This window comes from Dyella subtropica, assembly GCF_026283965.1.
GTDB lineage: Bacteria > Pseudomonadota > Gammaproteobacteria > Xanthomonadales > Rhodanobacteraceae > Dyella_D > Dyella_D subtropica.
This window is the reverse complement of sequence record NZ_JAPDPD010000014.1, coordinates 15,326-38,360: the sequence shown is the minus strand read 5'-3', so window position 1 is coordinate 38,360 and position 23,035 is coordinate 15,326. Positions and strand designations below refer to the sequence as shown.

At 63.5% G+C, this 23,035-nt stretch carries 19 protein-coding genes; 8 read left to right on the top strand and 11 right to left on the bottom strand.

Going from position 1 to position 23,035, the window contains the following annotated elements; genetic code table 11:
* Positions 1-139: 139 nt before the first annotated feature.
* From imuA to OUZ45_RS13345, 4 genes are all read right to left on the bottom strand, one after another.
* Complete coding sequence (gene imuA / locus OUZ45_RS13360; protein ID WP_266170615.1) at positions 140-760, bottom strand: translesion DNA synthesis-associated protein ImuA; 621 nt, start codon at positions 758-760, stop codon at positions 140-142.
* Positions 761-766: 6 nt separating this feature from the next.
* Positions 767-1,336: a LexA family protein gene (locus tag OUZ45_RS13355; RefSeq protein WP_266170614.1), complete on the bottom strand. Its 570-nt coding sequence runs from the start codon at positions 1,334-1,336 to the stop codon at positions 767-769.
* A gap of 634 nt (positions 1,337-1,970) precedes the next feature.
* Complete coding sequence (locus OUZ45_RS13350; protein WP_266170613.1) at positions 1,971-4,112, bottom strand: beta-galactosidase; 2,142 nt, start codon at positions 4,110-4,112, stop codon at positions 1,971-1,973.
* Between the two features lie 116 nt (positions 4,113-4,228).
* Positions 4,229-4,999 carry a glucose 1-dehydrogenase gene (locus OUZ45_RS13345; RefSeq protein ID WP_266170612.1) on the bottom strand — a complete coding sequence of 257 codons (771 nt, stop codon included), beginning with the start codon at positions 4,997-4,999 and terminating at the stop codon, positions 4,229-4,231.
* 158 nt (positions 5,000-5,157) lie between these two features.
* Here OUZ45_RS13345 and OUZ45_RS13340 point away from each other — a divergent pair, with 158 nt between their 5' ends.
* Positions 5,158-6,048: a LysR family transcriptional regulator gene (locus OUZ45_RS13340; RefSeq protein ID WP_266170611.1), complete on the top strand. Its 891-nt coding sequence runs from the start codon at positions 5,158-5,160 to the stop codon at positions 6,046-6,048.
* Positions 6,049-6,059: 11 nt separating this feature from the next.
* On the opposite strand, the gene OUZ45_RS13335 is transcribed toward OUZ45_RS13340, so the two are convergent.
* On the bottom strand, positions 6,060-7,391 hold the full coding sequence (locus tag OUZ45_RS13335; protein WP_266170610.1) for an APC family permease: 1,332 nt from the start codon (positions 7,389-7,391) through the stop codon (positions 6,060-6,062).
* 134 nt (positions 7,392-7,525) lie between these two features.
* Here OUZ45_RS13335 and OUZ45_RS13330 point away from each other — a divergent pair, with 134 nt between their 5' ends.
* Both OUZ45_RS13330 and OUZ45_RS13325 read left to right on the top strand, forming a co-directional pair.
* Positions 7,526-7,873: an NIPSNAP family protein gene (locus OUZ45_RS13330; protein WP_266170609.1), complete on the top strand. Its 348-nt coding sequence runs from the start codon at positions 7,526-7,528 to the stop codon at positions 7,871-7,873.
* Positions 7,870-8,232 (top strand): antibiotic biosynthesis monooxygenase family protein, encoded by a 363-nt coding sequence (locus OUZ45_RS13325; protein ID WP_266170608.1) that lies wholly within the window; start codon positions 7,870-7,872, stop codon positions 8,230-8,232. Before OUZ45_RS13330 ends, OUZ45_RS13325 begins: the two co-directional genes overlap by 4 nt.
* Positions 8,233-8,276: 44 nt before the next feature.
* Here the strand turns inward: OUZ45_RS13325 and OUZ45_RS13320 are convergent, their stop codons facing one another.
* Positions 8,277-8,963: a type 1 glutamine amidotransferase domain-containing protein gene (locus OUZ45_RS13320; RefSeq protein WP_266170607.1), complete on the bottom strand. Its 687-nt coding sequence runs from the start codon at positions 8,961-8,963 to the stop codon at positions 8,277-8,279.
* Positions 8,964-9,150: 187 nt separating this feature from the next.
* Here OUZ45_RS13320 and dinB point away from each other — a divergent pair, with 187 nt between their 5' ends.
* The 3 genes from dinB (at position 9,151) to OUZ45_RS13305 (ending at position 14,676) form a co-directional block, all read left to right on the top strand.
* A complete protein-coding gene (dinB, locus tag OUZ45_RS13315; protein WP_266170606.1) occupies positions 9,151-10,245 on the top strand; it encodes a DNA polymerase IV in 1,095 nt (364 codons plus the stop codon).
* Between the two features lie 418 nt (positions 10,246-10,663).
* Positions 10,664-13,822, top strand: coding sequence for a TonB-dependent receptor (locus OUZ45_RS13310; protein WP_266170605.1), 3,159 nt, complete (start codon positions 10,664-10,666; stop codon positions 13,820-13,822).
* 173 nt (positions 13,823-13,995) lie between these two features.
* Positions 13,996-14,676 carry a hypothetical protein gene (locus OUZ45_RS13305; RefSeq protein WP_266170604.1) on the top strand — a complete coding sequence of 227 codons (681 nt, stop codon included), beginning with the start codon at positions 13,996-13,998 and terminating at the stop codon, positions 14,674-14,676.
* 4 nt (positions 14,677-14,680) lie between these two features.
* Here OUZ45_RS13305 and dapB read toward each other — a convergent pair whose 3' ends face one another.
* Positions 14,681-15,481 (bottom strand): 4-hydroxy-tetrahydrodipicolinate reductase, encoded by an 801-nt coding sequence (gene dapB / locus OUZ45_RS13300; protein ID WP_266170603.1) that lies wholly within the window; start codon positions 15,479-15,481, stop codon positions 14,681-14,683.
* 182 nt (positions 15,482-15,663) lie between these two features.
* Here dapB and OUZ45_RS13295 point away from each other — a divergent pair, with 182 nt between their 5' ends.
* Positions 15,664-16,359 (top strand): hypothetical protein, encoded by a 696-nt coding sequence (locus OUZ45_RS13295; RefSeq protein WP_266170602.1) that lies wholly within the window; start codon positions 15,664-15,666, stop codon positions 16,357-16,359.
* Positions 16,360-16,482: 123 nt separating this feature from the next.
* Complete coding sequence (locus OUZ45_RS13290) at positions 16,483-17,160, top strand: hypothetical protein (protein WP_266170601.1); 678 nt, start codon at positions 16,483-16,485, stop codon at positions 17,158-17,160.
* A 54-nt stretch (positions 17,161-17,214) separates the two neighbouring features.
* On the opposite strand, the gene lpdA is transcribed toward OUZ45_RS13290, so the two are convergent.
* The 4 genes from lpdA to OUZ45_RS13270 all read right to left on the bottom strand — a co-directional run bounded on the left by lpdA (position 17,215) and on the right by OUZ45_RS13270 (position 22,969).
* Entirely contained in the window at positions 17,215-18,990 is a 1,776-nt protein-coding gene (lpdA, locus tag OUZ45_RS13285) for a dihydrolipoyl dehydrogenase (protein WP_266170600.1), read from the bottom strand.
* 51 nt (positions 18,991-19,041) lie between these two features.
* Complete coding sequence (locus OUZ45_RS13280) at positions 19,042-19,980, bottom strand: mechanosensitive ion channel family protein (protein WP_266170599.1); 939 nt, start codon at positions 19,978-19,980, stop codon at positions 19,042-19,044.
* Between the two features lie 291 nt (positions 19,981-20,271).
* The gene (gene aceF, locus OUZ45_RS13275) at positions 20,272-21,948 is read right to left on the bottom strand and encodes a dihydrolipoyllysine-residue acetyltransferase (protein ID WP_266170598.1); all 1,677 of its coding nucleotides are present in this window, start codon (positions 21,946-21,948) and stop codon (positions 20,272-20,274) included.
* A gap of 196 nt (positions 21,949-22,144) precedes the next feature.
* Complete coding sequence (locus tag OUZ45_RS13270) at positions 22,145-22,969, bottom strand: mechanosensitive ion channel family protein (protein WP_266170597.1); 825 nt, start codon at positions 22,967-22,969, stop codon at positions 22,145-22,147.
* Positions 22,970-23,035 lie beyond the last annotated feature (66 nt).

Below are 23,035 nucleotides of genomic sequence, written 5' to 3'. Positions count from 1 at the left end.
CAGCCCGAGTTGGTTCGCTGTGGGTGCCAGGTGGTGGGGCGTGGCGCAGCGCCTGACTGGCTGTCAGGCCAAGCCGCGCATCGCCAGCTGGTGCCCACAGCGGGCCAACTCGGGCCGCGCGGAGGTATTGAACAGGCTCTCATGACCAGCCGGCGTGCAAGGGCACGGGCTGTGCAGGCGCGTTGCCGCCGCGGCACTTGCGCACGCGCACTTGCAGTGAAGGCTCCGTTTCCAGTTCCAGCCGCAAGGCCGCCGGAGACGCCTGCACCGCATGGCGCCGGTCGCGGAAGACGAAGGCCAGCGCCTTGCCGGTATCGGCGGCCACCTGCAACCGGCGCAGCGCGCGGTCGTCCGCCTGCGTCGGCCAGGCCAGCACCGCCGCGCAACTGCCCGAGCGCAGGCATTGCTCGGCCGCCCACAGCGCGTCGCGCATATCGGCCATCACGATGTCCACCTGCGACATCGCCACACCGCGCCGTTCCCAGCCAAGAACATAAGGCGTATACGGCGGCGCGATCACCATCACGCTGCGGCCTGCCTGGGTGAGGCGCGCCAGGGTGGGCAGCACCAGCTGCAGCTCGCCGACGCCATCCGCGGGCAGCAGGATTTCCGTCAGCGCCGCGTCGGGCCAGCCGCCGGTCGGCAGCGCGGCATCGAGCAGCTGCCATCCCGTCGGGCTGCTGCCCGGAATCGGCGCCGCCTGTCCCTTCCAGACCTGGCGGCCCTGGATCAGTGACGACAGCGCGACGACGTTGCCCATGGCCGCTCAGCGCAGATTGCGCAGGCACTTGGTGACAACACCCCAGATCTCCAGGGTTTCGCCTTCCTTGAATACGATGGGTTTGAAGTGCGCGTTCTCGGGCAGCAGGGCGATATGGCCATCCACCTTGCCGAGGCGCTTGATCGACAACTCACCGTTGACGATCGCCACCACGATGTCGCCCTGCCGTGCCTTCAGCGCGCGATCCACCAGCACTTCGTCGTTATCGAAAATGCCCGCGCCGATCATCGACCAGCCGGATACCCGGATGATGAAGGTGCTCGGCTCATGCCCCGGAAGGACGAGGTGTTCATTGAGATCGACCACCTCGTCGACATGGTCGTCCGCGGCACTTGGCAGACCCGCCGGCACCCGGCTGGTGAAGGCGGTGAGCGCGACCGTCGAGGGGTTCAGCGATACCGGGCGCGGCGCCTCCAGCGACGCGGGTTGGCGGTAGGCGTCCAGATAGGCCAGCACCGCCGGCACCTGGCTTTCCGGCACGCGAATGCGCTGGCTGGCCTCGCCCGCAGGGCGGCCAGCGCCGGGACGGGATCCACCATGGTCGGAACGGGGCATGGGATGCGCATTTGATTATCGGGCCGATAATCAAGATAGCACTTTGCCCGTCTCAGCGCCTGAGAGCCATCCTTTTCAAGGCGCTCGCCCCCTGCCTTGTCTCCCCGGTTACCGATTTGTGTGCGAGGGAGAGGATTGGGGGTGAGGGGCGGGTGCTCGCGACACTGCTTCTACTTCGTCACCCCGGCGTAGGCCGGGGTCCAGTGGCGTTGCCGTTTGATGCTCGCGTTGTCGCGACCTGGCTCGCCTGCCGCGGGCTTCCGTCCTCCTGCCGGAGGCCGGGTCACTTTTCTCTGTTTGGCCAGAGAAAAGTAACCAAAAGAGAGGCCACCCCGGTTCCGCGCCCTCCGGCTTCGCCTGCGGGTCCGTGAGGTCTGGCCGGGCTTTTCGACACGACGTCCCTGTCGTGTCGAAAAGGCATGGGCATCCTTGCCCATGCCCCTGCGGGCCTTATCGTCCAGCCCTCACCGCTGCACAGGGGACCCCAAGATCAAACGCAAACCCTCGCTCATCTGGAGGCCATCAGGTTCTGCCGCGTCAAAAGAGCAGCTCCATGCCGATGCGTCACTTGAAAGGGATGCGCCTGAGAGCCCGTTCAAAGTCTCCGAGATACAGCGACCTATCCCTCCGTCGATCAAGGCAGCTTGCGGTTCGCGTCGCTCACCGCCTTCACGAACCCGCCGAACGGCACGTCGGTTATCCCCACCAGCCCGATATGCGCGTTCTCGCCGTCGAGCAGGCGGCCGCTGGCCGGCTGGTCGGCGTACTGGAACCAGTGTGCGCCGACGATGTTTGGGTCTTTCATGGCGGCATCGATATAGCGCGCGTACGCCTCGCCGCGCTGCTGCTCGTTCCATACCGACACCACGCCCTTGCCGAACGGACCGCGGTCGTCGGAGCCGAAGTGGAATTCGGTGATCAGCGCCGGTTTGCCGAGCTTCGCCACGGCGGCTATGTCGACACCGTGCTGCGGTACGTCGGTGTAGCTGTTGAAACTGATCACGTCGCAGTATTGCGCGCAGGCGGCGACGGCTTCTGGCGTGTTCACCGCGAAGCGGCCACCGAGGAACAGGTGATGCGGATCATGCCGGCGGATCGCTTCCGCGACGGTGCGGAAGTATTGATCGGCGTACTGCTTCAGCCACGTGCTGTAGTCGGCCGCGACGGCGGGATGTGCTTCGCTGGGATCGGGCGCGGCGAAGTTGGTGGCGTTCAATGCCTCCCACGATGCCAGCGTGATACCCCAGGCCGCCGCCAGCTTCGCCGGCTCGCCGTACTTCTGTTTCAACGCCGCGATAAACGCCTGCTTGGCATGACTGCGCGCTTCGCCACGCAACGTACCCTGCGCTAATCCCCAACGCCCTTGCGGCCCCTGCCCGGCCCACGCCAGCTCGTTGTCAGCGAAGTAGCCGAGCAGCCATGGATCATCACGCACATCCTTCACCGCATTTGCCACCGCGGTTTCGGCGGCCTGCGCAAAACGCGGATCGAAGGGATCGGGCATGCGCCCCCAGTAGTCGTAGCCACTGGACACGTTGCCGAACTCACCGGCGATATTGATGGAGCGCGTGTAGGCCAGCTTGTGCGCCTTGGCCAAGGCGTCATCGCTCCAGTTGCCCAGCGTATTGAAGCCCCAGCCATGCAAGCGATCCAGGGTGCGCGTGCGCCACGCGGCGGGCCAGTCCTTGCCATCGAGGCGATAGAGATTGGCGGCGTAGAAATCGAACCAGTGGCCGTGGTTGTAGCCGATGCCAGCGGCCGAGCCCGCTTCGGTCCGGCGGTTGTCGCCGCTGCCGTAGAACGCGCTCCACTCGCCGCTGGCCGGCGGCAGATCCTTGAACATCGACTCGCGGCCTTCCACATAACTGCGGCCACCATCGGGCACCACCGCATTCACGCCGAGCGAGAAGAAGGCGTGCCCCTCTGGCGTCACCAACTGCCAGCGGCCATCGCGCCGTTCCGTGCGGAACCAGCCGCTGGATTTGAAGACCGGCGCATCCAAACGACCGCCATAGATATCGCGCTGAGCGGCTTCGTGCGCACCGGCCAGATCGGCCTGCGCTTTCGCTTGCGCAGAACGCAGCGTCTCGTCGGTGTCGATCTTCTCCGGCCACTGGCCGCGCGTGTATTGCCCATAGCGATCGACGATGCCGGCATAAGCATCACTCAGCGCCCCGTCGCCCGCCTTCGTCTCGATGCGTCCCAGCAGCAGCGTTTGCGGCGCTTGCGGTGCGGGCATGCCCAGACGGATCGCGCCGACTTGCTTGAGATCCAGCGCCCCCTCCACCGTGGTGGCGACCAGGATGCGATGGCCGTTCGCGTCATATGGCATGGGCGGCGCCACTTGCATGCCTTGCGCGCGCGGCGAGGCGGCGTGTAGCGGCACCACCACGGTCTGGGCTGGACCGGCGGGCAACGCGATGTTGGCGTGCAGGTGCTGGTCCTTGCCGACGCCGTCGATATCGACGGTGAGCGTCACCGCCCAATCCATCGCGTTCTGCACATGCAAGTGCAATTCGCCTTGCGTCGACCGATCCCAGCTGCCGTGCAAAGGTGAAATCACCAACTGCGGCTGTACGGTTGGCTGAAACGCGTAGCGCTGCTGCAGCTGGCCATCGCTGGCCTTCTCCGGCGACCCCACACGTTGCACTTGGTCCAGCGTGATACGCGATGCTGATCCGGTCTGCGCGAGATCGGTCACGGCCATGTCAGTCGATGCATGACAGGCCGCCAGCAGGGCGAAACTGCACAAACCGATGCCAAGAAGTTTGTTCATGCCCGAGTCTTCGCGCGAGAGAAGGTTCGAGTATGCCTCTTACGTATGAAGGGCGACTTGCCATGCCGCTTCCTGGCCCTGCGACGTGCAAGGCCAGGAGACGCGTGGCAGCCTGCTCAGGCGATCGAGTAGCCCGCATCGGCAAGCAGGCCATGCCCCGACACAAAGGAAGCATCGTCGGAAGCCAGGAACGCCACGACCGCAGCCATTTCTTCTGGCGTACCCATCCGGCCCGGCACCGATGCCGCACCGAAATCGGCCTTGGCCTGTTCGGATGGCCAGATACGATCCTGGAACGGTGTGTCGATCAGGCCGGGGCAGATGGCATTGACGCGCACGCCCTGCTTGAACCATTCGATGGAAGCGGTCTTGGTCAGCCCCATCACCGCATGCTTGCTGGCGATGTAAAGCGCCGCATTGCCGAAGCCGATGACGCCGCCCATCGAGGCATTGTTGATGATGGTGCCGCCGCCCTGCGCCAGCATGGCGCGGGCCTGGTGCTTCATGGACCAGAACACGCCACGCACATTGGCGTTGAAGATCGTGTCGTACGCCTGGTTCGACTGCTCGACAAAGGGCGTGAACTCACCCTCGGTGCCGGCATTGTTGAAAGCGATATCGATACGGCCATAGGTAGCGACGGTCTTCGCCACCAGGTCGATCACATCTTGCTCGACATTGATATCGGCCACCACGGCGGTGGCCTCGAAGCCTTCCTGCTGGATCTGCGCGACGAGCGCGTCGATCTCCGGCTGGCGCCGCGCACTGGCGACGACCTTGGCGCCGCGCCTGGCGAGTTCCAACGCGGTGGCTCGGCCAATACCGGAGCTGGCGCCAGTAACGAGGGCGACTTTGCCCTCCAGGGTCTTCAAACGGATCGATGACATGGGGTTCTCTCTATAGGTGAGGTTTCGCCCGGGCGGGGCGACTTCCAACGAAGCCGCCCACCGGTGAGCGATAGTTGGGCCCTCCCAATAAATATATCCATGCGTACAATCCAGAACAGAGTAGTGAATTCAATAGATCAATCATCGGAGCGCAAACCATGCAACGCGCCGAACTGGCGGAGCTTTCCACCTTTCTGGCGGTGGCCCGGCAGAGCAGTTTTCGCAAAGCCGCGATCGAGCGCGGCGTAGCCTCGTCGGCCATCAGCCATGCCATTCGCAACCTGGAAGAACGGGTCGGTGTGCGGCTGTTTCATCGCACGACCCGCAGCGTTTCGCTGACCGAGGCCGGCGAGCGCCTGCTCACCGAGCTGCGCCCCGCGTTCGAGCAGATCGATCAGGCGCTGGACGGCCTCAATGCGTTTCGCGGCACGCCGTTTGGCACGGTTCGGCTGACGGTACCCAACTCCATCGCGCCATTCGTGTTTCGGGATGTCATGGGGCCGCTGCTGAAACAGAACCCGGGCCTGCATCTCGACGTCATCGCCACCGATCGCTTGCTGGATATCGTCGAAGAGGGCTTCGATGCGGGTATCCGCTTTGGCGAACGGCTGTCCCAAGACATGGTCGCCGTGCGCATCAAGCCGCGGCTGCGTTTCGCCGTCATCGGCTCCCCGGCGTATTTCAAGGGGCGCAGTATCCCGATGACGCCGGGCGATCTACGCGAGCACGCCTGTGTTCGATACCGCTACCCCAGCGGCGCTTTGCTCAACTGGCACTTCGAGCGCGATGGCGACGTGGTCGACGTCGAAGTGAACGGGTCGATCACGCTCGATGAGCATGAACTCATGATCGAAGCAGCCCTGCAGGGATGCGGCCTCGCCTACGTTTGGGACTACCGCGTCACCAAACATCTGGCAAGCGGAGCGCTGATCCGCTGCCTGGACGACTGGTGTGCGTACGAAGACGACCTGTTTCTTTACTACCCCAGCCGACGCTATGTCTCCGCAGGTTTACGCGCACTCATAGGCATGCTAAGAGCAGGCGACTAAGCGCGTGTGCTTTACGCCAGTTGACGGCGCTGCCAGGCCCGCCACACGAAGTACACCGGCGCACCCGCTAGCACCAACAGCAAACTCATCCCCGCATCGCCCGGCGAATCAAGCGTGGTGGCGATGATCACGCCGAGCACGGTGACCACGAACAACAACGGCAGCAGCGGATAAAACGGCACGCGATACGGCGAAGGTTCGTTAGCAAAGCGGCGGCGATACCAGAACAGCGTGGCGATGCCGAACGCATGGAACAGCCACTCGCCCACCGTGGTGTAGTTGAGCAACTGACCGAAGCTGCCCGACAACACCAGCACGATCGCCCACCCACCCAGCACCGCCAACGCCACCTGCGGCGCGCGCGAACGCGGGTCGATGCGGCCGACAGCGCTGAAGAACATGCCGTCCGCGCCCATGGTCTGCAGCACACGCGCACCACCAGCGATGGCGATGCTGCAGTAGCCGAAGGTGGAACACGCGATGCCCACCGCGATCAGGCGCGCACCGGCGTCTCCGAACAGGTGACGCATCAGGTCCGCCGCGGGCGCGTGACTGGCCGCGAGGCCCGCATGACCGAGACCGGCGAGATAGGCCAGGTTGACCAGCACGTAGCACACCACGACACCGGCCAGCCCGAGCCCAAGCGCGCGCGGCAAGGTGCGCTGTGGCTCTTTCACCTCACCGGCCAAATCGTTGAGGTAATGAAAACCGCCATAGGTAAACAACACCGGCAACAGCGCGCCGAGGAACGCCCACGGCGCCACCGGGCGCGAGGTATCAGGTTCCAGCGCCACACCTAGATGTCCGCGTGCAAACACCAGCCCCGTCACCACCAGCATCACAATCGCGCCGAGCTTGAGCACGGTGAAAAGATTTTGCATGCGCGCACCAGCGCGAATGCCGAAGAAGTTCACGCCAACGATGAGCGTGATGCCCCCCGCCGCCACCGGCTTCACCCATAGCAGAGGGAGACCGACGGCCGCGCAGAAATAGTCCGCGAACGTGGTCGCCACCGCCGCCACGCTGCCGGGGTAGTTGATCAGCGCCATGCACCAGCCAAACAGAAACGCTGGCAGCTGACCGAAGGCCTCGCGCAAGTAGATGTAGATGCCGCCTGCTTGCGGTCGCCTCGCACCGAGTTCCGCGTAACACAGCACACCCGTCAGGGTAAGCAGCCCACCGATGGCCCACAGTGTCAGCAACTGCCAGCCCGATGAAGTGCGCTCGGCCACGGTGGAAGCGCTGCGGAAGATACCGCCGCCAATCACGCCGCCAATCACAATGGCGGCTGCGTCCCAAGTGCCCAGGCGGCGGAGGTAAGAACTGGATGTCGTCTCGGTCATGGGCACCGACAATAACCTGAGAGCGGACAGAAAAGCGGATGACCTTCGCCACATTCGCGCTCACGCTTCGCTCGTGGACGAAACGTTCGGCGGCGTACGGCAGCTAAGGTGGCCACAACCACCAAGGAATCACCATGAGCATCGCTTGCCTGATTCGTTACGAGATCGACCCGTTTCAGCGTGAGGCCTTCAAGACGTATGCAGAACACTGGGGCCGCATCATCCCGCGCTGCGGAGGCCACCTCATCGGCTACTTCCTGCCGCATGAAGGCAGCAACGACATCGCCTGGGCCTTGATCGCCTTCGATAGCCTGGCCGCCTATGAGGCCTATCGCACCCGCTTGAAGTCCGACCCCGAAGGCGCCGCCAACTTCGCCATGGCGCAGGCGCAACGTTTCATCCGGCGCGAGGAACGCTCGTTCGTGGAAGTCGTGGATGGGGCCTTCAACCTGCCCGCCGGCTTGATGGCGGCACACGCATGATCGCGGTGATCTTCGAAGTGCAGCCCGCACCGGGTATGCGGAAGGCCTATCTGGACATCGCCACCGACCTGCGCCCTTTGCTGGACGGTGTGGACGGCTTTCTTTCCATCGAACGCTTCGAAAGCCTCACCCTGCCCGGCAAGCTGCTATCGCTGTCCTTCTGGCGCGATGAAACAGCGGTCAAGCAATGGCGCGCGATGGAATCCCATCGCGAAGCCCAGCACGCCGGTCGGGCGGGTATCTTTGCCGACTACCGCATTCGCGTGGCGGACGTGGTGCGCGACTATGGCTTGCATGAGCGCGGTGAGGCGCCGATCGACTCACGCCGACGGCACGAGTTACTCGTGTTGGGCGCATGAGTGCTGGCATCCCTGGCCCGAACGGGCCAGGGACAAGAAGGCCGTCAACCTTCCGCGCGCAACAACGCAAGCATCGCTTTCGCGACACTCACCGACGAGGCCGGGTTCTGTCCCGTGATCAGATTGCCGTCGGTGATGGCATAAGCCTGCCAATCGGCCTTCTTGGAATAGTGGCCGCCGTTGGCCTTGAGCATGTCTTCGACGAGAAATGGCACCACGTCGGTCAGGCCCACGGCCGCTTCTTCGCTGTTGGTAAAACCAGTGACCGACTTGCCCTGCACCAGCGACCGGCCATCGGCACGCTTGGTATGGCGAAACACCGCCGGTGCATGACACACCGCACCGACCGGCTTGCCAGCAGCGTAGCTGCGCTCGATAAGTCGAATCGAATCCTGGTCCTCGGCCAGATCCCACAGCGGCCCATGGCCGCCCGGATAGAACACGGCGTCGTACTGCCCTTTCACCGCTTCGCTGAGCTTGAGGGTGGAAGCCAGCGCTTTCGTCGCCGGGGCGTCGGCGCGGAAACGATGGGTGGCTTCAGTCTGCGTGTCGGGCGCATCACTCTTGGGATCCAACGGCGGCTGCCCGCCCTTGGGTGAAGCGAGCACGATCTCCGCACCCGCGTCCTTGAACGTGTAGTACGGCGCAGCGAACTCTTCCAGCCAGAAGCCGGTCTTGTGGCCCGTGCTGCCCAGTTGGTCATGCGACGTGAGCACCATCAAAATCTTCATCGATCATTCCTCGCGGTGAGCCACCTTCATCCTGACAAGGCGGGTGGCAAGCGGGTGTGATCTGCGGGTGTGATCGACAGGTTCAATGCCGGCCACAGGAATGGGCAAACAACTCGCAGGATCAGGCATGTCTTGCCCGTTCCGTGCTTAACTCTTGGCGCTCACCACCTCATCGACCACGCCTTTCGTGTCCCCAACCACGCGCAAAATTCTGCATGTCGACATGGACGCGTTCTACGCGTCGGTGGAGCAACGCGACGACCCGTCGCTGCGCGGCAAGCCGGTGGTGGTAGCGTGGCGCGGTGCGCGCTCGGTGGTGTGCGCGGCGAGCTATGAGGCGCGAAAATTTGGCGTGCGCTCGGCGATGCCGGCGGTGCGCGCCGAGCGGTTGTGTCCGCAGGCGATCTTCGTGCCGCCGGATTTCTCGCGCTACAAGGCCGTGTCGCGACAAGTGCGCGAAATCTTCGCCCGACATACCGATCTGATCGAGCCGCTGTCGCTGGACGAAGCTTATCTCGATGTCACCACTACCCTGACCGGCCTGCCCTCGGCGACCGCTACCGCCGAAGCGATTCGCGCGGCCATCCGCGAGGAAACGCAGCTCACCGCTTCCGCGGGTGTCGCGCCGAACAAATTCCTGGCCAAGATCGCCTCCGACTGGAACAAGCCCGATGGCCTGTTTGTGATCCGCCCACAACAGGTGCTGACGTTTCTGGCACCGATCGCCGTGGGTCGCCTGCCTGGCGTCGGCAAGGTGATGGAAACCAAACTCGCCGCGCTGGGCATCGCCACCGTGGGTGACTTACGCAACATGCCGCCGCAAGACCTGGAACAACAGTTCGGTCGCTGGGGGCGCCGCCTGCATGAGCTGTCGCTCGGTATCGACGATCATCCCGTGCAGTCTGATCGCCCGACCTTGCAGGTCTCCGCCGAAGATACCTTCGAGCACGATCTGACCCTGGACGAACTCGAGCCGCATATCCGCCGGCTCGCCGAGAAAACCTGGGCGGCGCATGAGCGTGAAGCAGAAGGCGAACACGGCCGCATCGCACGCACGGTGGTACTGAAGCTGAAAACGTCGGACTTCCATACGCTGACCCGAAGCCTCACACCCTCCACACGCCCCGCTTCGGCCGTCGAGCTGGCTGACCTGGCCTGCGCCCTGCGTGCCCGCGTGGAGCGGCCGGCCGAGAGCCGCTATCGCTTGGTGGGTGTGGGGCTTTCCAGCTTTGTGGAAAGGGATAGCTACATCGCACAAAGCGACCTTTTCGGCCCAGGATAACTACCGACGCCCGCCGCGTCGCAATTAATTACGCAAAGAGCACGCTCGATTTACCGCGACTGTCAAAGATATCGTCAAAAATAAATCACTTCGCCGCTGTTATTTCTTGCGACTCAAGCGCCGCCCATGGCAAGTAAATCGCGGTTGGCCGTTAAAAATACGGTCACGTAAAAACAACCATTGCGTAACAATTGTTTCTGCAGTTACTGTCTTGGCTCCTGCGAATGTCGTCACCCAATGACATTCCCGCAGGTGGGGAGACTGACTCAGCCATCACTGTTGTAAATCGACAGCCATTCGCCAGGGCAATCCGGGCGAATCGGGGGAACTGTTGCCAAAAGAAACAACAGGCTCGTCAGGAGATGACAAATCGGCACGCGCCGCACGAGGCGCAGGCAAGCTACCAGGAGGGGAGTCAATGCTGCATCGCAGGTTTAACCACGTAATCCGTCAGCGTCACATGGTTCTCGCCGTCGCCATGGCCCTTGGCCTTGGTTGCGGCGCTGCCCAGGCGCAAAGCACCGTGGGCTCCGTGTTCGGCACGGCCGACGCGGGCGCCAAGGTGGAAGTGATCAACCTCGGCAATAATCAGTCGCGTGAAGTGACGGTCGAGAAGGACGGCAAGTTCAACGTCAGCTCGGTGCAGCCCGGCACCTACCGGGTAAATGTCACCGAGAACGGTCAGACCACCAGTCGCGATATCCGTGTCGTCGCCGGCCAGGGCTTCAATCTCAATCTGGCCACGGCCGCCGCTCCCGCTGCCTCGGCACAGCAGCTGAGCACCATTAACGTGGTAGCGAACGCCCTGCCCGCGATCGACGTGTCCTCGGTGCAGACGGCCACCGTGCTCACCGCCGACCAAATGAAGAGCCTGCCCATTGCGCGCAACCAGACGTCCGTCGCCCTGCTGGCGCCCGGCGTCTCGCGCGGCGACAGCGCGTTCGGAAACCTCGCTTCGGTCGGCGGCGCCTCGGTTGCCGAGAACAGCTACTACGTCAACGGTTTCAACGTCAGCAATATGTTCCAGAGCCTGACGTTCTCCGAGGTTCCGTTCGAAGCCATCGACCAGGAAGAAGTGCAGAACGGCGGCTACGGCCCCGAATACGGCAACTCCACCGGTGGCGTGATCTCGGTGCAGACCAAGCGCGGCACCAACGAGTGGAAGGGCGGTGCCGACATCACTTATAACCCTGAGTTCTGGCAGGCGAAACAGAAGAACATCTACGAGAACAACGGCACGCTGTTCCAGTCGAACGCGCTGAATCGCAACTTCCTCACCGGTAACGCGGCGAATGCTGGCGCCCAAGGCGGCGGTGGCGGTGGCGCGCTCGACTTCAGCACGCGCTGGAACGCCTGGCTGGGTGGCCCGGTGATCAAGGACAAGTTGTTCGTGTTCGCCCTCGTGGGCGGCACGCGTACCACTGACGCCGCTTACGGCAGCACTCAGGCGGTTGGTCCGGGCTACGACAAGGTCAAGACCACCAATCCTACCTACCTGGTGAAGCTGGACTGGAACATCAACGCGAGCAACCTGCTGGAATACACGGGCTTCGACAACACCCGTAAGCGCACGACCTCGGTGTACGACTACAACTACGACGCCAACAACGTCCCGTACCACTACAACTATCTTGGCCAGATCTACGACAAGACCGGCGGTGCCAACCACATCCTGAAGTACACCTCGTACATCACAGACGACTTCAGCGTGCAGGCGATGTATGGCGAATCGATCAATCATCGCTCCAACCGCGCCACAGCGGCCAACGGTGTGCAAGAGTCGTATGACGGCAACATCTTCAACGCGATCAATGCACCGGGTTGCCCGGCGATCACCGATAGCCGTAACGCGATCGTCAACAACGTTCCGGGCGTGACCCCTTATACGAACTACAGCTGCAGCTTCGTTGGCACACTGGGCATTCCGAACAGCAAGGACACGACCAAGAATGCCCGCCTCGACCTCGAGTACAAGCTCGGCGATCACGACCTGACGGCCGGTTGGCAACAGACCCGCTTCAAGACGTTTGCCGGTGCAGCAAGCGAAGGCGGCGCGGGCTTCACCTATCAGAGCCTGCCGACGGCCTATCTGGGCTACGACGCGACACCGAACCCAGTCGACAGCGTCGTGCAGGCCACGACGTTCGCTACCGGCGCGAAGGCGACGCTTCAACAGAAGGCGTTCTACCTGCAGGACAAGTGGCAGATCACCAGTAACCTGTTGCTGCGCATCGGCGTCCGCAATGACGGCTTCAAGGACCAGAACGGCCAGGGCCAGGACTATGTGAAGATGTCCAACAGCTGGCAGCCACGCCTCGGCTTCTCGTGGGACGTTCACGGCGACTCGACGCTGAAGGTCTACGGCAGCGCCGGCGACTACTCGCTGCCGCTGGACGCCGAAGTTTCGCTGCGTGGTGCCTCGGCCTCGCTCTTCGGCTACCAGTTCTACACCTATACCGGCGTCGACCCGAAGACCGGCAAGCCGCTAGGCCTAGCTCCGGTTCCTGCGGGGCTGATTGCGCTGAATACGAACTACGCTCCGACCATCTACAACGGCGAGACCGGCGTCACACCGAACCCGCACTCGTCGGCGGCCACCAACCTGCGTCCGTTCAAGCAGCGTGAGTTCATCCTGGGCGCGCAGCAGCAGGTGCAGAACTGGACATTCGGCGTCAAGGGCACATATCGCAAGGTGATCAACGGCACCGACGACTCGTGCGACCTGCGTCCGGTGTACGCCTACGCTAATGCGCACTTCGGCACCAACCTGCCGACCAACCAGCTTGGCTCGGTGGACCCGAACATCCCGGGTGGCTGCTTCATCTACAACCCAGGCAGCAGCGCCAGCCTGCTGTTCCCGCTCGACACCAGCGGCAAGCTCTACCCGATCAACCTCAACGCAGCACAGATCGGCGAGCCGGCCTACAAGCGCAAGTATGAAGCACTGGAACTGACGGCCGAGCGCGCGTTCGACAACCGGTTCTACGTGAAGGCTTCGTACGTGTGGTCGCGCCTGTGGGGCAATACCGAAGGCCTGGTCAACTCCAACAACAAGCAGACCGATACCGGCACGTCCTACTTGTTCGACTATCCGGAGTTGATGATCGGCTCGAACGGCTATTTGCCGAACGACCACCGCCACACCTTCAAGGTCTACGGTGCCTGGCAGATCAACGAGGAGTGGACGGTCGGCGCAAACGGCGTGTTCCAGACCGGCATACCGATCAGCTGCTATGGCCTCAACCCGATCGATGGAACCATCGGAGGCGCTTATGGCACGGGCGTCTACAACATGTGCCATAACCAGCAGATCAACCAGGGCAGCGCCGGCCGCACGCCGAACACTTGGAACGTGGACGCCAACGTGCAGTACAAGCCGCATTGGGTGAAGGGCCTGACCCTGCGCGCGAACGTGTTCAACGTGTTCAACAAGCAAATGGTCACCTCGGTCAACCAGTCGGGCGAAACCGGCCAAACTGGCGGCACCTCGCTGTTCGGTTCGACGTACAAGATGCCGACGGCCTTCCAGCCACCGCGCTACGTGCAGTTGAACGCCGAATACGACTTCTCGCTGTAATCCAAAAAGCTGTACCGCCGCCCGGCCTATCTCTGGCCGGGCAGCAGGATCTTCCCAGTTTGCCGCCGGTACCCCCGGCGGCCTTTCTTTTTGGAGCCGGCCCACCGGACCCATGAACAGGTGCCTGCGTATCGGGTACGCTGCGCGTCCGCCAGCCCCACCCGGAACGCGACATGCATATCGAAATACCCAAGGTCTCGACGCATTCGTTCAAGGAGTTCGCCAAGCACTATCTGATGATTGTGCTCAGCATCCTGACCGCGCTGGGACTGGAGGCATGGATCGAGCACACCCATCACGAGCACGCCGCCGCATCAGCGAGCGCACAAATTGAGAATGAACTGCGCGGCGCCCTGGCGGATGTACGCAGCTCGCTCAAGACCAACGAAGAGCGCTTCCAACCGATGCGTGACCTGGACGCGGCGATCACCAAAGACATCCGCGAGGGCGTACCGGCGGCCACCATCAACCAGCATATCCAGGCCAGGAAGGATGACTTCGGGCTCAGCCTCAATTGGCCAGTGTTCGCCAGCCAGGCATGGGATGTTTCCGTCGCCAACCAGTCCGCCAGCTGGGTAGACGCCGCCAAGCTGCGCCAGTACTCAGCGGCCTATGCCGAACTGCGTGATGCCGCATCCTGGATGACTCACGACAGCACCATCACCCTCGACGCGCCGCATATGTCCACGCTGCGCACACGGGTTACCCTCGGCATGGAGGTCGACCCGGTCGAATACCTGGTCGTGCTGCGCCAGATGATCAACGTCACGACCCAAACCCAGTCGCACCTCAGGCAGCTGGAGGCGCACCTGGTGAAGTCCGTGCCCGCCATCGTGGGCAAGGCCCAAAGCTAGACGCTTAGACGTCCAGCACCGCATCCAGGCCCCGATACAATCCGACCAGGGTGGATACCTTGCGGATCGCCAGCAGCGCGCCATCCACATAAGGCTTCGCGCTGCCGCCAGCGTTGTGCCTGAGCGTCAGCGTCTGGTCGGGCATGCCGAAGATCACCTCGGCACCAAGCACGAAGCCCGGCAGGCGCACGGCATGCACCTGCGTTCCGGCCAAGGTACCGCCGCGGGTTTCGCGCACGCCGTTGGTCTGCTCCAGCGGCACGGCCAGCTCCGGTTGGCGCACCTTGCCAAGGCGCCCGGCTAGCTCGCGCACGGTGCCGCTCGGCGCATCCGGCTTGCCCTCATAGGCGTAGTCGATAATCTCCCAGCTGGGGATGTACTTCGCCGCCATCTCGGCGAACTTCTGCATCAGCACCATGGTGAGCGCAAAGTTGCCGCAGGCCAGCACAGCGCGCTGGTGCTTGCGTGCCACCTCGTCGATCTGCGCGTAGTCCTCGTCAGTGAGGCCCGAGGTGCCCACGACGACATGCGCACCATGCGCCAGCGCGGCGAGGATGTTGGCCTTGGCGCTGTCGGGCTTGGTGTATTCCACGAATACATCGCAGGGCTGCGCCAAGGCTTCTGTCGCACTGGCGAACACCGGCGTATCGAGACGGCTTTCACCGAGTACGGCACCAAGCGGCTGGCCGGCATGTTTACGCGAAATCGCACTGACCAGATGGAGATCATCGGTGGCCGCGATGCCGCGAGCCAGTTCGGAACCGGCCCAGCCGGTAGCTCCGGCAAGACAAACCTTCAGTGTCATAACGATCTCCTTTACCACTGCACTTATCGAACCCAGGGATGTTGGGCTGCTCTTGAGAGTACTCAATACGCCGTGGCGCTTATGGATCGTCAGCCCCCCCCAGTTCGCCGCACTGCGATTCCTGCGGCCAATCAGTTACGCTCCGGCTCCCCGATCACCACCCATCAGCCTGGATTCGCAGCATGCACCTCGAACTCCCGAAAGGGCGCCTTCATTCGCTCAAGGACTTCTCCAAGCACTATCTGATGATCGTGCTCAGTATCCTCACCGCGCTGGGGCTGGAGGCGTGGATTGAGCGTTCGCACCACACCCATGCTGCTGAGGTGGCCAGCCAGCAGATCGAGGCGGAGATCCGTACCAATCTGACCGAAACCCACGCTGCCCTGGAGCATGATGCCGAACAGCTGAAGCGGCTCTCCAAAATCCGTGACTCACTGATCGAGGATTTCAAAGCACGCGTCCCGGAAGACACCATCAAGCGGCACATCCTGGAGCAGGCGAAAGACCGTTTCGATCTGGGCCTCCGCTTTCCCTCCCTGCGCCACGAAGCCTGGGACGTGGGCGTAGCGAACCAGGCGGTCAGCTGGATCGACCATGAGCGCGTGCAACGCTACTCCGCCGCCTATGCCAACCAGCGCGACTCCGCCGCCGCGATGACCGAGAACATCTCGATACTGATGACCGGCACAGGGCTGGTCGACACGGTCGCCGACCTGCAGACCGATGAGGCTCAGCCGCGCGAATTCCTGCATGTCATCAGCCAGATGATCGCCATGCAACGCCAAATGGTGAACAACCTCGGCCTGCTGGAAAAGCAGCTTGCCGCAGCGCTGCCGAACGGAAGCCCCGACACTGCAAAGCCAGCGCAGGCCTCCTGAACCACCAAAAAGCCGGCCGCATGCATCGTGTCCGGATGAGTCTGTCCCTGCGAACTTTTTCACGTCCGCCCACAGCCCGTAAGCCGCACCATCGACCCGGATCGACAAACAGCGGAGTCACGCATGCACCTCGAACTGCCGAAAGAACGCCTTCATTCGCTGAAAGATTTTTCCAAGCATTACCTGATGATCGTGCTCAGCATCCTCACCGCGCTGGGATTGGAAGCGTGGATCGAGCACACACACCATCGGCATGCGGCTGCCGAGGCCGGCGCCAAGATCGAAGCGGAGATCCAGCAGAACCTCGCCGAGATTCGCCGCGTTCGCGAACACGATGCCGCCCGCCTGCGCGAACTGAGTGCGCTGCGCGATGCGCTGAGCAGCGACCTGAAGGCGCATGTGCCGGATGAGGTGATTCACCGCCATGTACGACAGGCCACGCCGCACGGACTCTACCTCGACTACCGCTGGCCGATGCTGCGCCGCGAAGCCTGGGATGTAACAGTGGCCAACCAGTCCGCTGGCTGGATAGAAAGCGAACGGTTGCGGAACTACTCCACCATTTACGCGATGCAGACCCTCAGCGGTACCATTCAGGCCCAGGATATACCGATGGTTCTCGATGGACCGCGCATGATCGATGCGATGCTGGACGTCCAGGCCGACGACTATCAGCCGCGCGAGCTTCTACGCGTGGTCAATCAGATGGCTGGCGCGGCGAGCGAGCTCGTCAATATGCTGGACAACCTGACAAAGAAGATCGAAACCAACCTGCCGGCGGATCAGCGGCCGCACGCGTAGGGTCGTAAAAAAAGCCCGGGACCAGCCCGGGCTTTTTTCACCGCAACCGGAGCATCACTTCCGCTTCGGAAGGTACAGATCGGTGATGGTGCCTTCGTACACCTCCGCCGCCATGCCCACCGATTCGCTCAGCGTCGGATGCGGATGGATGGTGAGGCCGATGTCGGCGGCTTCGCTGCCCATCTCGATCGCATGGGTGATCTCGGCAATCAGATCGCCGGCATGCGGGCCGACGATGGCGCCGCCGACCACGCGATGGGTCTCTTCGTCGAACAGCAGCTTGGTGAAGCCCTCGGTGCGGTCGATGCCGATGGCACGGCCGCTGGCCACCCACGGGAACTTGCCCACGCCGATCTTGAGGCCCTTTTCCTTCGCCTCGCGCTCGGTCACGCCCACCCATGCCACTTCCGGATCGGTGAAGGCAACGGACGGAATCACACGCGCATCGAAGTAGCTCTTCATGCCGGCGACCACTTCCGCGGCAACGCGGGCTTCGTGCGTGGCCTTGTGCGCCAGCATCGGCTGGCCGACCAGATCGCCGATGGCGTAGATGTGCGGCACGTTGGTGCGCATCTGCGTGTCGACATTGATGAAGCCGCGCTCGGTGACGGCGACGCCAGCCTTCTCAGCGCCAATCTTGCTGCCGTTCGGTGAGCGGCCCACGGAGACCAGCACGCGATCGAACAGCTTGGTTTCGGGAATGCTCTCGCCTTCGTAGCTGACCTCGATGCCCTTCTTGGTAGCCTTGGCCTCGACCACCTTGGTCTTGAGATGCACGCCCTTGAGCTTGCCGCCGAGGCGCTTGGCCAGCGGCCGGATCAGGTCGGCATCGGCACCCGGAATGAGCTGGTCCATGAACTCGACCACGGTCACTTCGCTGCCGAGCGCGGCGTATACGGTGGCCATCTCCAGACCGATGATGCCGCCGCCCACGACGAGCAACTTGGCCGGCACGTCTTTCAATTCGAGTGCGCCGGTGGAATCCACGATGCGCTCGTCGTCCCACGGGAACGCGGGCAGCTTCACCGACTGCGATCCGGCAGCGATGATGGCGTTCTCGAAACGGATCAGCTTCTTGCCTTCGGCCGTCTCTACTTCCATCTCATGCGGCGACACGAAGGTGCCGACGCCTTGCACGGTGCGCACCTTGCGCTGCTTGGCCATGCTGCTCAGGCCGCCGGTGAGCTGGCCGACCACTTTGTTCTTGAAGCCGCGCAACTTGTCGAGGTCTAGCTTGGGCTTGCCGAAGCTGACGCCGTGTGCGGCCATCGCTTCGGCCTCGTCAATGACGGCGGCGGCGTGCAGCAGCGCCTTGGACGGAATGCAGCCGACATTGAGGCAGACGCCGCCGAGGGTGGCGTAGCGTTCTACCAGTACGGTGTCGACGCCGAGATCGGCGGCGCGGAAGGCCGCCGTGTAGCCGCCCGGACCGGAACCCAGCACGACGAGTTTGCATTCGATGTCTGCGGTGCGACCGGAGGCGCCTGCTGCCTGAGGTGCCGGTGCGGCGGCCTTGGCCGGAGCAGGCGCGGCGGGCGTCGGTGCGGATGCGGCCTTCGGCGCTTCCGCCTTGGGAGCAGCGGCGTCACCGGCGACTTCGAGCACAGCGATCACCGAACCTTCGGACAGCTCGTCGCCCACTTTCACCTTCAGCTCTTTGATGGTGCCGGCGGCGCTCGACGGAATCTCCATCGTCGCCTTGTCCGACTCCAGCGTAATCAGGCTCTGGTCCTTGGTCACCGTGTCGCCGGCCTTCACCAGCACTTCGATCACCGGCACGCCGTCGTGGCCGCCGATATCGGGAACTTTGATTTCAATGGTGTTGGCCATGCTGTTTCCTTGGGTGTTCGAGCGGAGCCGGTAACCGGCGTCCGCCTGTGATCAATGGGGAGAACTATCGGTAGCCGTCACGGCCTGCGCGTCGCGCAGGCGCACGTCGTATTGCGGTAGCGGAATGCGGATGCCGTGCGCCTGCAAAGCCGAATGCAAAGCCCAGTTATAGGCTGCCGTCGCGGCACCGGGCCTGCGCGTGGCATCGGCGTTGAGCCATACCACCAACTGAAACTTCAATGCCCAGTCGCCGAATTCCGCCAACCATACCTGCGGCGCGTGCGGCCCTTCGAAGGCATAGGTGTGAGGCACGGCGCGCGCGGCGTCCAGCGCCGCTTCCTTCACTTGTTCCTTATCGCTGCCGTAGGCGACATGAAAAGGCACTTTCAGCCGGCGCAGGCCCTCGCGCACGGTCCAATTGACGACTTGGCCAGTCACGAATTCCGAGTTCGGCACCAGAATGTCGAGATCGTCGTTGGTGGTGACTCGCGTGGCCCGGATGTGGATACCCCGCACCACACCATGCACACCGGAGGCCAGCTCCACGAAATCGCCCACTCGAAGGCTGCGGTCGAACAACAGAATCAGGCCGCAAACGAAGTTGTTGAAGATCGCCTGCAGGCCAAAGCCCAGGCCGACACCGAGCGCGCCAGCGAACACCGTGAACCGCGCCATCGGAATGCCGGTGGCGTTGAGCGCCAGCAGCACACCGAGCGTGAGCAACAGATAGTGGGTTAGTCGACCAACGGTATAGACGGCCGATGGATTGACGTTCTCGTGCCTGCGCGCATAGCGCCTCAGCAAATGACGCAGTATCGCCGACAGCGCCAGACATGCCAGAAACAGCAGACAGGCGGCGATCACCGCCCCCAGGGAAAGGTCGAAGTCGTCGGTATGAAGCAACCGCGAACCGAGCCAATTGCCGGGGACGGTGCCCGCGTCCGCACTGGCCAAGGCGGTCAGTGCGGACGTGGCTTGGTGGGAGCGCATAAGAGCCTGCTCTCTATCTTTTCGTGGCCCGCGCCGGGATCTGTTTGCACGCCAGCCAAGGAAGAGTGAGGAAGTGTACGTCCGTACACGACCGAACGATGACGCCGGCTGGCGTGCAAACAGACCCGGCCCTTCGGGTTGAGTGTCGCCGGGCGCCATGCGGCGGCGCGCGGCTTGGCCTGGCAGCCAGCCAGGCGCTGCGCCACGCTCCACCACCTGGCGCCCGGCGACACTCAACGCGGGCTACGAAAAGATAGGGAGCAGGCTCTTAGCACCGCCTCACCGTCTCGGTCAGAGCAGCAGGCGGCGGATGTCGCCGAGCTGGGTGGCGAGGAAGGAAGCGAAGCGCGCGGCGAGTGCCCCGTCGATCACGCGATGGTCGTAGGACAGCGACAGCGGCAGGATCAAGCGCGGCGCGAACTCCTTGCCATTCCACACCGGCTTGGTCTGCGCCTTGGAGACGCCGAGGATGGCGACTTCCGGCGCGTTGACGATCGGCGTGAACGCGGTGCCGCCGATGCCGCCCAGCGAGGAGATGGAGAAGCAGCCGCCGGACATCTCGTTCGGGCCGAGCTTCTTATCGCGCGCCTTCTTGGAGATCTCGCCCAGCTCCAGCGCCAGGTCGATCAAACCCTTCTTGTCGCAATCGCGGATCACCGGCACCACCAGGCCATCGGGCGTGTCCACCGCGATGCCGATGTGGAAATACTTCTTGAGGATCAGCTTTTCGCCGCTCACGTCGAGCGATGCATTGAACTGCGGGAATTTCTTCAGCGCCGCGACCACCGCCTTGATCTGGAACACCAGCGGGGTGACCTTGAGGTCTTTGTTCTCTTCGCCGAGCTTCTTGCGGAAGGCTTCCAGCTCGGTGATGTCGGCGTCTTCGTGCTGGGTAACGTGCGGGATCATCGCCCAGTTGCGGGCGAGGTTGGCGCCGGAAATCTTCTGGATGCGCGACAGCGGCTTCTCTTCGATCTCGCCGAACTTGGCGAAGTCGACCTTGGGCCACGGCAGCAGGTTGAGCCCGCCGCCGGTCGCCTGCGGTGCGCCGGTGGGGCGTGCACCGGAGGCCAGCGCATGCTTGACGTAGGCCGTAACGTCCTCACGCATGATGCGGCTGCCGCGACCCGTACCCTTTACCTGATGGACGTCCACCCCAAGCTCGCGCGCAAAGGCGCGGATCGCGGGGCTGGCGTAAGGCGCATCACCCGGCATGACGATGCGCGAATCGAACGGCGGGCGTGCGGTGGGTGCCACGTCGCCTTCTGGCGCGTTGCCCGGCAGGATGCCGCGGCCGCCGATCGGGGCCGGCTTCTCTTCCACCTTCGGCGCTTCGACCTTGGCCGCAACGGGCGCGGATACCGGGGCGGCGTCCGCGCTTTCGATCAGCGCGATCACGTTGCCTTCGGAGAGCTCATCGCCCACCTTGACCTTGAGTTCCTTGACCACGCCGCCGAACGGCGCGGGCACTTCCATGGTGGCCTTGTCCGACTCCAGGGTGATCAGGCTTTGGTCCTTGGCGACGGTATCGCCAACCTTCACCAGCACCTCGATCACGGGCACGCCTTCGTGGCCACCGATGTCCGGCACCAGGGCCTCGCGCACGCCGCCGGCAGTGGCGGGCTTCGCGGGTTCGGCACGGCTGGGCTCGGCCGCTTTGGCAGGAGCCGGTGCAGGCGCCGGAGCGGCGGCCTTGGGCGCTTCCGGCTGGGCCGGCGCGGCACCGGCCTCATCGGCCTCGATGATCGCGATCACAGCGCCCTCGGAAACTTCGTCGCCCACTTTGAGCTTCATTTCCTTGATGGTACCGGCGAACGGCGCCGGGACTTCCATGGTGGCCTTGTCTGATTCCAGAGTGATCAGACTCTGCTCTTTCGCGACCTTGTCGCCGGGTTTCACCAGAACCTCGATCACCGGGACATTGTCGTGACCGATGTCGGGGACGCGGGCTTCTTTAAGGTCGGCCATGGTTTCTCCTACGGATGGCGATGGCGCAGCGCCCGGGGATGGCGGCGCGCAAGAGCCCAATCATAGCGAAGGATTAACGATTTCGTCTGGCTCAACACTGGCCGCAGGTACCATGCGCATACGTATGTATGCACCAGGGGCGCAGGCAGCGAGGGCGCCTCGCGTCGACCCAACCAATGACAGGCGCGCGACCCAGTCAGTCCACCAGGCGTCCCTGCACCACGGTCAGCTCGCGCTGCGGGAACGGGATGCGAATGCCCTCGGCCTCGAAGCGCTCCTTGATCGCGCGCAGCAGATCGGTCTGTGTGGCCCAGATGTCGCCGCTGCGCACGAAGGCGCGCACCACCAGATACACCGCACTCTCGCCCAGGCTGTCGGTCCACACGCCCGGCGCGGGGTCACGCAGGATGCGCGGGTCGGCGGCGAACAGCTGCTGCACCGCGTTCATTGCCTTGCCGATGTCGTCCTTGTAACCGATGCCCACCTTCAGCTCGAGGCGACGCGTGCCGCGCCGGTTGAAGTTGATGATGGCGTCGGCCCCGATCTTGCCGTTGGGCACCACCGCCTCGCGGTTGTCCGGCAGCACCAGCACGGTGTGCATCAGGTTGACACTCTCCACGGTGCCGTCGATGCCACCGGCATGGATAAAGTCGCCAACGCGGAATGGACGGAACACGATCAGCAACACGCCCCAGGCCAGGTTGCTCAGCGAGCCTTGCAGGGCGAGGCCGATCGCCAGGCCAGCCGTGCTCAGCGCGGCGATCAACGGCGCCGAGGGAATGCCGAGTTGCTGCAACGCCATCACCACCAGCAACACGATCAGCACGCCGTTGATCAGGTTGCGCAGGAAACCGCTCAGCGTGGAATCGAGATTGGCGCGCCGCATGGCGCGCTGCGCGATATTGGCCGCGCGCGCCGCCAGCCAGATGCCTACCAGCAGGATCAGCAGCGCACTGACGAGATTGGTGATGAGTTGAATGACGTCTTCGGACAGATGCAGACGCGCGAGTAAATCGTGCATGGATCAGAACCCAAACCTGTGAAACGAGGCGCGAAGCCTAGCAGGCGAGCCATCAAGGTTCTGTAG